A 15,104-nucleotide genomic window follows, 5' to 3' on the forward strand; every position below is an offset into this window, starting at 1 on the left:
TCATTTTTTAGTGATGCAGTCATAAAATATTTTTTTGACTGCACAAAAAATTTTTTATTTAATTTAAAAAGTTTTTATTTAACCAACTGTAATCTGTTCAATTTTAATTGTAGGTTGACCAACACACACTGGAATTTGTTGTCCTTCTTTACCACATGTTCCAATACCAGAATCCATTCTTAAATCAGATCCTACCATTGAAATCAATTTCATTGTTTTTGATCCAATACCACTAAACATTGCACCTTTAATAGAATAACAAATTTTACCTTTTTGAATTAAATATGCTTCAGAAGCAAAGAACACAAAATTTCCAGAAGTAATATCAACTTGCCCTCCATTGAAATTCGATGCATAAATTCCAAAATCTATACTTTCAATCATTTCAGTTTTAGTAGAAAATCCAGAAGTTAAATATGTATTAGTCATACGAGGCAAAGGTAAAAACGCATATGATTCTCTTCTTCCGTTTCCAGTACTTTCTGAATTCATTAAAAAAGCGTTATATTTGTCATATAAAAAATTTTTTAATATACCTTTAGATATTAAAATAGTTTTTTGACTTGGTGTGCCTTCATCATCAATATTTATTGAACCTCGAGAATTTTTTAATGTACCATTATCAATAACAGTGCATAATGAAGACGCAATTTTTTTATTTATTTTTTTTGTATATACAGAAGTTTTTTTACGTATAAAATCACTTTCTAAACCGTGACCAACTGCTTCATGTAATAAAATTCCCGGCCATCCAGAACCTAAAACTACTGGAAAAGTACCTACTGGAGATATTTTAGAAGATAATCCTAAAACCGCAAGATGAATAGCCTTTTTAGCCCAATATAAACTTCGAATTTCTCCTTTTTTATTTTTTTCTAAAAAATATTCTATTGTAGAACGACTTCCCCCTCCATATGAACCTTTTTCTCGCTTTCCATTCGATTCAACTATTATAGTAATTGATAAATGTACTAATGGACGTATATCACCTAATAAATGAGAAGAATCTGTAGAACCAATTAAAAATTTTTCAAATTCACTAGTTAAATTAATAATTACATCTATAATCCGATGATCTTGTTTTCTAGAAAATTTATCAATTTTATGTAAAAGATAAATTTTTTTTAAAAAATCAATACTTTTTAATGGATTATCGGCACAATAATAAGAAACAAATGGTATTTTTTTATTAATTTTTTGATAATTTTTATATATTTTTTCTGGAATAATAAAAAATGACATTTTTAATATTTTTAATAAATTTTTTAAATTAATATTAGTAGAATAAGAAAAACCAGTCATATTATGATGAATCACACGTATTCCAAACCCAGAATCTTGATAAAATCCACTTTGTTTAATAATTTTATTCTCTAATAAAAAAAATTCTATTTCTTTAAATTGAAAATAAATATCACCAAAATTAAATTTTTTAAATAATATAGTATCTAAAATGTTAAAAATATCTTTCGAATGAAGTTTATTTTCTGTTAAAAATATATTTTTTACATTATCCAACATAAATATTTTTCTCTTAAAAAAATATAAAATTACTTTTTATAAAAAAAACATAAAAATCAATCAATTTTTAACAATAAAAAATATTTTATATAGCTTAACTTTATTAATTCTATTATAATTTATTTTATTAAATAAACAAAAAATTTTTTATTTAATTAAGATGTTCAAAATATTATTTTATAAAAATTAAAGATTATAAAAAATTTATTAACTAAAATTTATTTTAAAAAAAGAGAACTAAAAAATATGAAATTTAATATTTTATTATTAAATGGACCTAATTTAAATTTATTAGGTACACGAGAAAAAAAATTATATGGTGATATTAATTTAAAAACATTAATTTTTAATTTAAAAAAAAAAGCTTCTCAAGCTAACACAAATCTAATAGATTTTCAATCTAATGCAGAACATCAATTAATTGAAAAAATTCATTCAAGTAAAAAATTAAATATTCAATATATTTTATTCAATCCAGGAGCATTTGCTCATACAAGTATTGCATTACGAGATGCTTTATTAGCTGTTCAAATTCCTTTTTTTGAAATTCATATTACGAATATTTTTTCTCGCGAAGAATTTCGAACACATTCTTGGATTTCTGATATTTCCAACGGAGTAATTACTGGATTTGGAATAGATGGATATCTTTGGGCATTAAAAACAGCAATTAAAATTTTAAAAAACAAAAATTAAAAATATCCATTATTATATAAAGCGTTTAAAACATTCTTAAAATCATTAGGAGGTTGTTGTTCCCATTTCATAATTTTAGATGTAATAGGATGTTTAAATTTTAAAAAACTTGCATGTAAAGCTTGTCGAGTATATTTTTTTAAAATTTTTTTTAAGAAAATAGAAGTTGAACTTTCTATTTTTTTTGACGTTATTTTTCGAAAAGAATTATAAATTGGATCTCCTAATAAAGGATGTTGAATAGAATTCAAATGTACTCGTATTTGATGAGTACGTCCTGTTTCTAATTTTAACCGTAAATGTGTAAAATTTTTAAAAATATTAATTACAGTATAATGTGTAATTGCTTTTTTTCCTCCTAAATGAATCATCATTTTAGTTCTACAATATATATGACGTTTAATTGGACGATTGATAATATTATTAGAAAAAATTTGTCCGAAAACAATCGCATCATATTCACGAATTACTTTTCTTTTTTTTAAAATTTTTATAAAATAATTATAAGAATTTAAAGTTTTTGCAATAATCATTAATCCTGTAGTATTTTTATCTAATCTATGTACAATTCCAGCACGTGGTAAAGATATATTATTAGGGAAATAATATAATATTGCATTTAACAAAGTTCCTGATGTATGTTTAATTCCAGGATGAACTACAAAATTAGAAGATTTATTTATAATTAAAAAATCAAGATCATCATGTACAATATCTATAAAAATTTTTTCTTTTTTTAAAAAAGTAACTGAAGAATTAAATTTTTCAACACTTATAATATCTGTTTTTAAGATTTTTTTTTTAAAGAAAGAATGTTAATACCATTAATAAATACCTTTTTTTTTTTAATTAAAGAAGATAAATAGGTACGAGAACATTTAGGAAATAAAATTACTAAAAAACAATCTAATCTACGATTTAAAGAAAAATGATAATTTCCAGAAAAATGTAAATACTGCATTTATTAAATCTCCAAAAAAAATACATATTATTTTACAATAAAAATAAATTTTAAATAAATATTAAAAAATATTTATTTAAAATAAATAATAATTTTAACAAAATTTTTATATTGTCTCAATATATTATCTTAAAATTATTTTTTTAAGGATTTCATGAATATTACAACCTCTCAAATACGTAAAAAATTTTTACAATTTTTTAAAATAAAAAAACATAAAATTCTTTCTGGAAGTTCTATTATTCCAAATAATGATAATACATTATTATTTACAAATGCAGGTATGAATCAATTTAAAAATTTTTATTTGGGTATTGAAATATCTAACTATCAAAAAATTGCAACATCACAATATTGTATTAGAACAGGAGGCAAACATAACGATCTAAAAAATATAGGTTATACAAATTTTCATCATACTTTATTTGAAATGTTAGGAAATTTTAGCTTTGGAAATTATTTTAAAAAAAAAGCTATTATTTATGCTTGGACTTTGTTAACTGATAAAAAATGGTTTAATTTATCTAAAAAAAAAATATGGATTACATATTATAAAGATGATTATGAAACTCGTGATATTTGGTTAAATATTATTAAAATTAATAAAAAAAAATTGATTCCAATTGGTGATAAAAATCAAATTAAATACAATTCAGATAATTTTTGGAAAATGGGAAAAAGTGGACCTTGTGGTCCTTGTACTGAAATTTTTTATGATCAAGGAAAAAAAGTAAAAGGAAATCTACCAGGATCTTTAAAAAATTTAGGTTCTCGTTACTTAGAAATTTGGAATTTAGTTTTTTTACAATTTAATTGCTCTTCAGATGGAAAATTATCAAAATTACCTCAGCCTTCAATTGACACAGGTATGGGTTTAGAAAGAATAACAGCTATTTTACAAAATGTTACTTCTAGTTATAAAACTACAGATTTTTTAAAATTATTTTTATCTATCTCTAAAAAATTAAATATTTCTATTACTCAAAAAATTTCATTACGTATTATTACAGATCATATACGAACAACTACTTTTTTATTAAATGAAAAATTATTACCTAATAATGAAGGTAGAGGATATATATTAAGACATATTATACGTCGAGCATTAAGTCATGGTTATACTTTAGGATTACGTACTCCTTTTTTTTATAAATTAATTAAATATGCTATAAAAAATTTAAATTTAAAAAATTCTTATATAAATATTAAAGAAAATTTTTTATTTATTCAAAAAATTTTAAAAAAAGAAGAAAAACAATTTTTTTCTATTTTACACCGAAGCATGTTAGTATTATTAAAAAATATAAAAACATCTCAAACTTCTCAATTAAGTGGGAAAACAATATTTTATTTATATGATACACTTGGATTACCAGTTGAAATTTCTGAAGATATTTGTAAAAAAAATAATATTACTATTAATTTTAAAGAATTTTTACAAGAAAAAAAGTACCAAAAAAAAATACAACAACAAAAACAAAAAAAAAAAAATATTTTTAATAATTTTAATTCTGAAATATGTGCAAGTTTACTACAAATTAAACATCCAACTATTTTTTCTGGTTATACAAAAACACAAACATACTCAAAAATTTTGCAAATAATTTCTAAAGATTCTAATTTAAATAGTATTGAAAAAAATAATAATGCTATTTTAATCTTAGATATTACTCCATTTTATAGTGAATCTGGTGGTCAAATTGGTGATTCTGGAACTATTATATGTAACAAATCAATTTTTTTAGTAAAAAATACAAAAAAATATTTAAATTTTATAGGACATATTGGAGTTGTAAGCTCTGGAAATTTTAAAGTATATGATGAAGTATTAGCAAAAATAGATACTAAAAAAAGATTTTGTATTCAATCAAATCATACTTCTACACATTTATTACAAGCGGCTTTACGAAAAATTTGTAATAAAAATATTACGCAAAAAGGATCTTTTATTGATGATAAACATTTGCGATTTGATTTTGAACATAACAAATTAATTACAGAAAATGAAATTAATTGTCTTGAACTTTTAATTAACAAAAAAATACAAAAAAACATTCCTATTAAAACTTCAATAACTAATCTAGAAGATGCAAAAAAAAAAAATACTTTATTATTGTTTTTAGATAAATATAAAAAAAAAGTACGTCTTGTAGAAATTAATAATTTTTCTTTAGAACTTTGTGGTGGAACACATCATAAATATACTGGAAATATTGGATTTTTTAAAATTATTTCCAATAAAAAAATAGGAGCAAATATTCAACGTCTTGAAGCACGTACTGGATCTTCTGCAATTTTATATATTCAAGAAAAACATCAAAAAGAAATACTCATTTCTAACATATTATGTACTGAATCTAATTATATCATTGAAAAAATACAAAATTTAATACAAAAAAATAAATTTTTAATTCATACTAATAATATTTTAAATATACAAAACATAGAAAATCTATCTAAAAAAATTCTTAAATCATACAAAATTATACATCATATAACTATTATTATTTATTTTTTAAAAAATAAAATTTATAATAATTTACGATGTTTAATTCAGAAAATACAAAGAAATAAAAAAATTAATATTATTATCCTTTTTCAACCTCAAAAAAAATATATTAATTTTATTATATATGTTAAAAAAAATATTATAAAAAATTTAAATGCATTAATTATTATGAAAAAATTATTATTTTTTCAAAAAGGTAAAGGTGGAGGAAAAGAAAACTTAGTAGAAGGAATACTAATAACTCAAAAAAATATTTTAAACATAATAGTTTTATTAAAAAATTGGATATATAAAAAATTATTAAAACATAATCATTAAAATAAAAAATTTCATTTTTTATTAAAATTTTTTAAAATATATTTTAAAGATATTTAAAACATTTTTTATAGGGAACATAAAATGCTTATTTTAACTCGTCGAATTGGCGAAACTGTAATTATTGGCGATGAGATAACCATTACTGTATTAGGTATTAAAGGAAATCAAGTCCGAATAGGAGTAAATGCCCCAAAAAATATTTCAGTTCATCGTGAAGAAATATATCTTCGTATTCAAAAAGAAAAAAAACATTAAAATCATTATAAGAGAATTAAAAATATCAAAAATTTTAGATATATAAAATATAAAAAATTTAATTTTAAATAAAACTTAAAAAAATATTTGACTTAATTTTATAAAAAAAGTAAAATATTTTAAAGAAATTATTTTAATAAAATTTTTAGGTGAGATGGCTGAGGGGTTAAAGGCGTTCCCCTGCTAAGGGAATATATAAGAAATTGTATCGAGGGTTCGAATCCCTCTCTCACCGAGATATAATAAATTTTTTATAATTTTTTTAAAAAAATTATAATTTTTTTTATTTATGCATCCGTAGCTTAGTTGGATAGAGCACTCGGCTACGAACCGAGAGGTCGGAGGTTCGAATCCTTCCGGATGCAATTTTAAAAATTTTTTAAATTTTTTTTTAACATAAAAAAATATATAAAAAAATAAATTATTTTTTAAAAAAATTAATAAAATTATAATTTTAAATAATTTTTTTTTAATTTGATTTTAATACATGTGTAATCGAATCTTTCAAAGATAACATTTTTTCATTCAAATTATTAAAACTTTTTTCGGTATTTTTTTTTTCTAATATTAATTCATGACAAATATTTAATGCAGTAATGAATACTAATTGTTCAGTATTTGAAACACCTGTTTTATTTTTTAATTCATTTAAACGTTTATTTAAATTATTTGCTGCTTCTTGTAATTCTTGACCATTATTATTAGGGCAATGAACTTTTAAAAAACGACCAAAAATTTCAATATCAATAGTTTTAACAGACATAATAATTCCTTTAATTATATAAAAAATATTTAAAATTTTTTATTTTAAAATAATTTTTTATATATTTTTTTAAAAATTTTTTATTTAATATACGACTTTAAAATATTTACGTCCACAAACTAATAATACATCTGCTTTTCGAAAACTAAATAATCCAACTGTAACAACACCTGAAATATTATTAATAAATTTTTCTAATTTTTTTGGAAAATCAAAATTAAGATGAAATACATCAATAATAAAATTTCCATTATCCGTAACAAAATTTTTTCTATGTTTTGGATGACCGCCTAATTTTATTAATTCTCTTGATACATAATTTAAAGATATTGGAATTACTTCTATAGGTAAAGGAAAAGATCCTAATTTTTTTACAAATTTACTTTCATCTACAATACATATAAATTTTTTAGAAACAGAAGAAATAATTTTTTCTTGTGTTAATGCTCCTCCTCCTCCTTTAATCATTTCTAAATTATGATTAATTTCATCTGCACTATCAATATAAATTTCTAATTTTGAAATTTCATTTAAATTATACAATTTAATATTTATACGTTTTAAAAAATTGGATGATTTAACAGAGCTAGAAACAGCACCTAAAATTGAAAAACGAATTGATTTTAATGCTTCTATAAAATATCGTATTGTAGTACCTGACCCAATTCCAATTATTGTATCCTTTGGCACATATTTTAACGCATGTTCAGCAACTTTTTTTTTTAAGATTTCTGACATTAAAATACTCCAATATACTTTAAAAAAATCTAAAATATATACAATTATTTTAAAAATTTTAAAAAATTAAAAATATTTAAATATAAAAATTTTTTTTATAATAATTTAAATTAACTGGGGTACCTGGATTCGAACCAGGGATGTCGGTATCAAAAACCGATGCCTTAACCTCTTGGCTATACCCCAAAAAAATTATTATCAATATAACATAAAACATACGGAAGGCGAGATTTGAACTCGCATACCTTACGGCGCTAGATCCTAAATCTAGTGCGTCTACCATTTCGCCACTTCCGCAATAATTTTTTTAAAAAAAATATTATATTAGCTACGACGAGAATTGAACTCGTGACCTCAGCGTTATGAGTGCTGTGCTCTAACCATCTGAGCTACGTAGCTAAAAATAAAAAATATAAAAAATATTTAAATTTTAAATAAAAAAATATTTTTATAAATATTAATTATACTGATTTTATATTTAAAAACAATATTTTTTTTTTAAAAAAAATAATATAATATTAATTCTTAAAAATTAACATTTTTATATAAAAAATGTTATAAAATAATTTATATTTTTTTTAAAAAAATATATTTCATTAAAACATCGAGATTTTTTCTTATGACTTATAATATAAAAAACAATTTTATCAAAAATATTATTAAAAAAGATTTATTAAAATATCCTGAAAAAAAAATCAATACCCGTTTTCCTCCTGAACCAAATGGATATTTACACTTAGGACATGCAAAATCTATTTTTTTAAATTTTAATTTAGCTAAAATGTATAATGGTACTTGTAATTTACGTTTTGATGATACTAATCCAAAAAAAGAAAATATCAAATATATTAAATCTATTAAAAAAGATATTAAATGGTTAGGATATAATTGGAACAAAAAAATTCGTTTTTCTTCTGATTATTTTCAAGATTTTTATAAATATGCCATAATATTAATTAAAAAAAAATTAGCATATGTCGATCAATTAAATAAATTACAAATTAAAGAATTACGAGGAACGTTATTAAAAAAAGGAATAAATAGTCCCTACAGAAATCAAACAATTCAAGAAAATTTATCTTTATTTGAAAAAATGAAAAATGGTTTTTTTAAAGAAGGACAAGTTTGTTTACGTGCAAAAATCGATATGAATTCTTCTTCTTTAATTATGAGAGATCCTGTATTATATCGTATTCTTTATAAATCACATCATCAAACAAAAAAAAAATGGTGTATTTATCCTACTTATGATTTTTCTCATTGTATTTCAGATGCACTAGAAGGTATTACATATTCTTTATGTACATTAGAATTTTTAGAAAATAAAAAATTATATAATTGGATTTTAAAAAAATTATCATTTAAAAAAAATGTTCCACAACAATATGAATTTTCTAGATTGAATTTAGAATATACTGTCCTTTCAAAAAGAAAATTACAACTCTTACTTAATAAAAAAATAATTAAAAGTTGGGATGATCCTCGAATGCCTACAATTTCAGGATTCAGAAAAAAAGGTTATACAGCTAATTCAATTAATAATTTTTGTGAAAAAATTGGATTTACGAAACAAGAAAGTATGATTCAATTATCTTTATTAGACTCGTGTATTAGAAAAGATTTAAATATTTCTTCATATAGAAAAATGGCTATTTTACAACCAATTTTAATTTTTATTACTAATTATTCTAAAAATACATCGCAATATTTAAAAATATTAAATCATCCTCATAACATTAAATTTGGATATCGATATCTTTCATTCTCTCAAACAATATATATTGAAAAGAAAGATTTTAAAAAAAAATGTTTGGATCAAAAAAAAAAACTAAAAAAAAATATTAAAATTAAATTACGTTATTCATATGTTATTACAATATATAAAATCGTATTAGATAAAAAAAAAAATATTTTGTTTTTATTAGCTCAATACGATCCTAAGACATTAGGAAAAAAAAACATAAAAAATAATGTTAATTTTATTATTCATTGGATTTCTCAAAAAGATTCTATACCCGCTATTTTTAAATTTTATTCACCATTATTCCTTAAAAAAAAACCAGAAAAATCTAAAAATATTTTAAATATCATTAATCCTAAAAATTATTTTAAGAAAAAAGGATATATTGAAAAATCTATTTTAAAAATTCCTTTAAAAACTTCCATACAATTTGAAAGAATTGGTTATTTTTTTTTAAAAAAAATTAATTTTAAAAAAAATCTTATTACTTGTAACGAAATAATTTCATTAAAAAAAAAATAAAAAATATAAAAAAATTTTTATTTTTTCACATTTTTTTTTTTAAAATCTGAGAAGATAGATATAAATGTTAAAAAATGTTATATTTAATAATAAATAAAATTTTAATATTTTTTTTAAAAAAAAAATATTTTATTAATAATTAAAAATTTTTACATATTTAAAGGATTTTAAAAAATGTATATTATTCAAGATATTATTTCAAGAGAAGTATTAGACTCCAGAGGCATTCCAACAATTGAAACAGACGTATATTTAAGTAATGGAACTTTTGGACGAGCTATCATACCATCTGGAGCTTCTACCGGATCTAAAGAAGCTTTAGAATTACGAGATAATGATAAAAAAAGATTTTTAGGGAAAGGAGTTCTGAAAGCAATACAACATATTAATGTTGAAATAAAAAAAGCTTTAATTGGACAAAATGCTCAATGTCAAAAAAACATTGATTCAATTTTAATTAATTTAGATGGAACTAAAAATAAAGAAAATCTTGGAGCTAATGCAATTTTATCTGTGTCTTTAGCTAATGCAAAAGCAGTAGCTAAAAAAAAAAATATTCCATTTTATCAATATATTGCTGATTTAAACCATACTAAAAAAAAAATTTCTATGCCATTACCTATGGTAAATATTATTAACGGAGGAATGCATTCAGAAAATAATCTAAATATTCAAGAATTTATGATTCAACCTATTAGCGCAAATACAATTAAACAAGCAATTCAAATGAGTTCCGAAATTTTTCATACATTAGGAAAAATATTACATAAAAAAGGTTTATCAACTAATGTAGGTGATGAAGGGGGATATGCTCCAAATTTAAAATCTAATGAAGAAGCTTTTTCATTATTAAGTTTAGCAGTAGAAAAATCAAATTATATTTTAGGAAAAGATATTACTTTTGCAATTGATTGCGCTGCTTCTGAATTATATGTTCCAGACATAAAAAAATATTTTTTTAAAAATGAAAATATATTTTATTCATCTCAAGAACTCACAGAATATTTGTTTCACTTAACCAAAAAATATCCTATAGTTTCAATAGAAGATGGACAAGAAGAATCTGATTGGCAAGGTTTTTTATATCAAACACAAAAAATGGGTCAAGAAGTCCAATTAGTAGGAGATGATTTATTTGTTACAAATTCAAAATTACTACAAAAAGGATTAGACTTACAAGTTGCAAATTCTATTTTAATAAAAATGAATCAAATTGGTACACTTACTGAAACTTTAAATACTATTCAATTAGCTCAAAAAAATCATTATAATGTTATTATTTCTCATCGATCTGGTGAAACTGAAGATGTTAGTATCGCTGATCTTGCTGTTGGTACAGCTGCGGGACAAATTAAAACAGGTTCTATATGTCGATCAGAACGTGTATCTAAATATAATCAATTAATTCGAATCGAAGAACAAAACAATTTTTCTGTAAAAAAATTTTCAAAACGAAATGAATTTCAATATTTTTTAAAAAAATACCAATAAAAAAATTATAATATTTTTTTTAAATAAAAAAGGGGTTTTATGAAAAACCCCACTTAATCAAAATTTTATTTTTTACAAACAACAAAAAATAAAAAATTTTATTTTTAATCATTTATATATAAAAAAAATATTCTTTAAGAAAAATGAAAAAATATAATTTAAAATATTTTCATTCTAATAATTTATTAATTATAGATGGACATTCTTGTCTATATAAATCATATTATGCTTTACCAAAATTAAAAAATCAATCTGGACAACTAACAGGAGCTATATATGGTTTTTTAAACACTTTAAATATTTTAAAACATATTTTAAAACCTAAAAAAATGATTGTTGTTTTTGATTCTTATAAAAAAACTAATCGACATATTTTATATAAACCATATAAAAAAAAAAGAAAACCTATGCCAGAAAATTTAATTTTTCAATTAAAATCTTTAAAAAATATATTATTAAACATTGGTATTCCAACAATTACAATAAAAACTATTGAAGCAGATGATATCATAGGAACATTATCAATTTTTTTTAGAAAAAAATTTTCTAAAATTTTTATTTATAGTGCTGATAAAGATATGTTTCAATTAGTTAATTCTACTGTACATATTATACAAACCCTTAAAAAATTTAAAATTTTATCTGAAATCGAAATATATAATAAATTTAATTTAACTCCCCATAAAATAATCGATTTTTTTTCTTTAATTGGTGATATGTCAGATAATATTCCTGGTGTACCTGGAATTGGTCCAAAAACAGCATTATTTTTATTAAAAAATTTTCATTCTTTAAAAAATATTTATAAAAATCTAAAAATTATTAAAAAGTTTTCAGAAAAAAAATACCAAAGAATTGCAAAAATTTTAAAAAAAAATAAAAAATTAGCATTTTTATCAAAAAAATTAGTATCTATTAATACTCAAATTGATTTAAAAATTAATTTTAAAAAATTATTTGAAAAAAAAAAAAATAATAATTTTATAATAAAAATTTTTAAAAAATATCAATTTGATAAATTTTTAAAAAATATAAAAAATAAAACATTTTATTTATTAAACGAATAAAAAATGTCTTTAAAAAAATTTATAATAAAATATAAAAAATGTTTTTTTAAATTATCCACATTTCTAAGTTTTTTTTTAAATCTTCTAAACCTTCTAACGTAATATTGGAAAAAAAAATAATATTAAAATTTAAATTTAATTTTTGTAATTGTAAATAAATATTTTTTTTTTTATTTTTTTTTTGAAAAAAAGACAATTTATCAGATTTAGTTAATAAAATTAATACTGGAATATTTCTTTTTTTCGCAATTAATAATATTTTTATATCTAAATTTTTTAATGAAAAACGAATATCAGACAATAATACTATACCATGTAAACAAACTCTATTTTTTAAATAAAAATAAGTCCATTTATTTATTTTTTTTTTACAATTTATATTAATTTTTGAATATCCATATCCTGGAAAGTCTATTAAACGTAAATCAGAATTAATTTCAAAAAAATTAATTAATTGTGTTCTACCTGGCTTTTTACTAACTCTTGTTAATTTTTTTTTATTTGTTAAAGTATTTAAAGTTCTTGATTTTCCAACATTTGAATATCCTACAAAAACTATTTCAGAACCTAAAGGAGAAACCCAATCATTTAATTTTAAAGCACTTTTTAAGAATTTCGTTTTATGATATTTTATTTTCATAAATTTTAAACCTTTTTTAAATAATTTTTACTTTTGGAAAAATAAAATTAATATGTTAAACAAACGACGTAATATAGCTATTATAGCTCATGTAGACCATGGAAAAACTACTTTATTAGATCAGTTATTACAGCAATCTGGAACATTTGAAAAACATGAAGAAAAAGTTGATAGAATTATGGATTCTAATGAATTAGAAAGAGAACGAGGAATTACTATTTTAGCAAAACATACTTCTATTACTTGGAAACAGTATAATATTAATATTATTGATACTCCAGGTCATTCTGATTTTGGAGGAGAAGTAGAAAGAATTTTGTCTATGGTTGATGCAGTCTTAATTGTTGTTGATGCATATGACGGACCTATGCCACAAACTAGATTTGTTACAAAAAAAGCATTTTTATATAATTTAAAACCTATTGTCATTGTTAACAAAATGGATCGAAAAATTATTAGACCTGATTGGGTTATAAATCAAATGTTTGATCTTTTTGTTAATTTAAATGCAACAGATGAACAATTAGATTTTCCGATTGTTTATACTTCTGCTCTTTTAGGATATTCTGGAAATTCTCCACAAAAATTAAAAAAAAATTTTGAACCTTTATTTAAAACAATTATTAAATATACCCCACCTCCTTATACAAATTTATCAAAAAATTTTCAAATGCAAATTTCTCAATTAGATTTCAATAATTATTTTGGTGTTATAGGTATTGGAAAAATTAAAAAAGGTATTTTAAAACCGAATCAAATAGTATCAATTATACATAATCATAACGTTTCTAAAACTGGAAAAATAAATAAAATTTTAAAATATAAAGGTTTAAAACAAATAGAAACTCCAATAGCACAATCTGGAGATATAATCGCAGTTACAGGATTAAATGAATTACATATTTCTGATACATTATGTAATCCTGAATGTTTAAAACCATTACCAATTTTAAAAATTGATAAACCTACTGTAAAAATGTTGTTTTGTGTAAATAAATCACCTTTTAGTGGAAAAGAAGGAAAATACATCACATCAAGACAAATTTTTAATCGTCTAAAAAATGAAACTATCCATAATGTTTCATTAACTGTAAAAGAAACCAAAAATTCTAATATTTTTTTAGTTTCTGGTCGAGGAGAATTGCACTTATCAATTTTATTAGAACAATTAAGAAGAGAACAATTTGAATTAGAAGTTTCTAGACCTCAAGTAATATTAAAAAAAGAAGGAGAAAAAATTTTAGAACCATATGAACAAACTATTTTAGATATTGAAGAAATACATCAAGGAATAATTATGAAAAAAATTGGAGAATTAAAAGGAACAATTCAAAATATTTCTTCAAATTCATTAAATCGAATTCAAATAGAATGTATTATGTCGAGTAGATCATTAATTGGATTTCATTCAGAATTTATGACTTTAACTTCTGGAAGTGGTACTTTTGTTTCATCAATTTTACATTACTCAGATTTTCAAAAAAATTATGATGTTAGTCAAAGAAAAAATGGAGTCTTAATTTCAAATAGTACGGGAACTGCTGTTTCATTTGCTTTATGTAATCTTCAAAATAGAGGTAAATTATTTATTAAACATGCTCAAAAAATCTATGAAGGACAAATTATAGGAATTCATAATCGTTCTAATGATTTAACTGTCAATTGTTTAACTGGAAAAAAATTAACTAATATGAGAGCTTCAGGAACTGATGAGGCTATTCATTTAATTCCACCAATTCAAATTACTTTAGAATATGCACTAAATTTTATTAATGATGATGAATTAATAGAAATCACTCCTTCTTCCATTAGATTTCGAAAAATACTTTTAAAAGAAAACGAAAGAAAACAAAAAAATAGACAAAAAAAATAAAAAAATTTA

At 21.0% G+C, this 15,104-nt stretch carries 13 protein-coding genes and 5 tRNA genes; 9 read left to right on the forward strand and 9 right to left on the reverse strand.

Annotated features, from left to right (window positions below; translation table 11 throughout):
• Window positions 1-78: 78 nt before the first annotated feature.
• On the reverse strand, window positions 79-1,521 hold the full coding sequence (tldD, locus tag BTSPAZIEG_RS01360) for a metalloprotease TldD (RefSeq protein ID WP_075472727.1): 1,443 nt from the start codon (window positions 1,519-1,521) through the stop codon (window positions 79-81).
• 246 nt (window positions 1,522-1,767) lie between these two features.
• Between tldD and aroQ the strand changes: the two genes are divergently transcribed.
• Window positions 1,768-2,217, forward strand: a complete 450-nt coding sequence (aroQ, locus tag BTSPAZIEG_RS01365; protein WP_075472729.1) for a type II 3-dehydroquinate dehydratase — start codon at window positions 1,768-1,770, stop codon at window positions 2,215-2,217.
• Here aroQ and BTSPAZIEG_RS01370 read toward each other — a convergent pair.
• Window positions 2,214-3,011: an RluA family pseudouridine synthase gene (locus BTSPAZIEG_RS01370; RefSeq protein WP_082252445.1), complete on the reverse strand. Its 798-nt coding sequence runs from the start codon at window positions 3,009-3,011 to the stop codon at window positions 2,214-2,216. The two genes, aroQ and BTSPAZIEG_RS01370, sit on opposite strands and share 4 nt — an antisense overlap.
• Entirely contained in the window at window positions 3,005-3,178 is a 174-nt protein-coding gene (locus BTSPAZIEG_RS02140) for a hypothetical protein (RefSeq protein ID WP_154017296.1), read from the reverse strand. Before BTSPAZIEG_RS02140 ends, BTSPAZIEG_RS01370 begins: the two co-directional genes overlap by 7 nt.
• Window positions 3,179-3,332: 154 nt before the next feature.
• On the opposite strand from BTSPAZIEG_RS02140, the gene alaS reads away from it, so the two are divergent.
• From alaS to BTSPAZIEG_RS01390, 4 genes are all read left to right on the forward strand, one after another.
• The gene (gene alaS / locus BTSPAZIEG_RS01375) at window positions 3,333-6,005 is read left to right on the forward strand and encodes an alanine--tRNA ligase (protein WP_075472731.1); all 2,673 of its coding nucleotides are present in this window, start codon (window positions 3,333-3,335) and stop codon (window positions 6,003-6,005) included.
• A gap of 81 nt (window positions 6,006-6,086) precedes the next feature.
• Window positions 6,087-6,260 (forward strand): carbon storage regulator CsrA, encoded by a 174-nt coding sequence (gene csrA, locus BTSPAZIEG_RS01380; protein WP_075472733.1) that lies wholly within the window; start codon window positions 6,087-6,089, stop codon window positions 6,258-6,260.
• Window positions 6,261-6,408: 148 nt separating this feature from the next.
• Window positions 6,409-6,495: transfer RNA gene (locus tag BTSPAZIEG_RS01385), tRNA-Ser, on the forward strand.
• Window positions 6,496-6,551: 56 nt separating this feature from the next.
• A tRNA-Arg gene (locus BTSPAZIEG_RS01390) sits at window positions 6,552-6,625 on the forward strand.
• 104 nt (window positions 6,626-6,729) lie between these two features.
• Here the strand turns inward: BTSPAZIEG_RS01390 and zapA are convergent.
• The 5 genes from zapA to BTSPAZIEG_RS01415 all read right to left on the reverse strand — a co-directional run bounded on the left by zapA (window position 6,730) and on the right by BTSPAZIEG_RS01415 (window position 8,160).
• Window positions 6,730-7,023: a cell division protein ZapA gene (gene zapA / locus BTSPAZIEG_RS01395; protein ID WP_075472735.1), complete on the reverse strand. Its 294-nt coding sequence runs from the start codon at window positions 7,021-7,023 to the stop codon at window positions 6,730-6,732.
• An 84-nt stretch (window positions 7,024-7,107) separates the two neighbouring features.
• The gene (rpiA, locus tag BTSPAZIEG_RS01400; RefSeq protein ID WP_075472737.1) at window positions 7,108-7,761 is read right to left on the reverse strand and encodes a ribose-5-phosphate isomerase RpiA; all 654 of its coding nucleotides are present in this window, start codon (window positions 7,759-7,761) and stop codon (window positions 7,108-7,110) included.
• Window positions 7,762-7,875: 114 nt separating this feature from the next.
• A tRNA-Gln gene (locus BTSPAZIEG_RS01405) sits at window positions 7,876-7,947 on the reverse strand.
• Window positions 7,948-7,977: 30 nt separating this feature from the next.
• A tRNA-Leu gene (locus BTSPAZIEG_RS01410) sits at window positions 7,978-8,058 on the reverse strand.
• A 28-nt stretch (window positions 8,059-8,086) separates the two neighbouring features.
• Window positions 8,087-8,160 (reverse strand) — tRNA-Met (locus BTSPAZIEG_RS01415).
• A 220-nt stretch (window positions 8,161-8,380) separates the two neighbouring features.
• On the opposite strand from BTSPAZIEG_RS01415, the gene glnS reads away from it, so the two are divergent.
• The 3 genes from glnS to BTSPAZIEG_RS01430 all read left to right on the forward strand — a co-directional run bounded on the left by glnS (window position 8,381) and on the right by BTSPAZIEG_RS01430 (window position 12,582).
• Window positions 8,381-10,024, forward strand: coding sequence for a glutamine--tRNA ligase (gene glnS, locus BTSPAZIEG_RS01420; RefSeq protein WP_075472740.1), 1,644 nt, complete (start codon window positions 8,381-8,383; stop codon window positions 10,022-10,024).
• Between the two features lie 174 nt (window positions 10,025-10,198).
• Window positions 10,199-11,515, forward strand: coding sequence for a phosphopyruvate hydratase (eno, locus tag BTSPAZIEG_RS01425; RefSeq protein WP_075472742.1), 1,317 nt, complete (start codon window positions 10,199-10,201; stop codon window positions 11,513-11,515).
• Between the two features lie 143 nt (window positions 11,516-11,658).
• Window positions 11,659-12,582, forward strand: a complete 924-nt coding sequence (locus BTSPAZIEG_RS01430) for a 5'-3' exonuclease (protein ID WP_075472744.1) — start codon at window positions 11,659-11,661, stop codon at window positions 12,580-12,582.
• Window positions 12,583-12,628: 46 nt separating this feature from the next.
• Here BTSPAZIEG_RS01430 and yihA read toward each other — a convergent pair whose 3' ends face one another.
• On the reverse strand, window positions 12,629-13,222 hold the full coding sequence (gene yihA, locus BTSPAZIEG_RS01435; RefSeq protein WP_075472746.1) for a ribosome biogenesis GTP-binding protein YihA/YsxC: 594 nt from the start codon (window positions 13,220-13,222) through the stop codon (window positions 12,629-12,631).
• 52 nt (window positions 13,223-13,274) lie between these two features.
• Here yihA and typA point away from each other — a divergent pair, with 52 nt between their 5' ends.
• Window positions 13,275-15,095 carry a translational GTPase TypA gene (gene typA / locus BTSPAZIEG_RS01440; RefSeq protein WP_075472748.1) on the forward strand — a complete coding sequence of 607 codons (1,821 nt, stop codon included), beginning with the start codon at window positions 13,275-13,277 and terminating at the stop codon, window positions 15,093-15,095.
• Window positions 15,096-15,104 lie beyond the last annotated feature (9 nt).

The organism is Buchnera aphidicola (Tuberolachnus salignus) (assembly GCF_900016785.1).
Classification (GTDB): domain Bacteria; phylum Pseudomonadota; class Gammaproteobacteria; order Enterobacterales; family Enterobacteriaceae; genus Buchnera_F; species Buchnera_F aphidicola_M.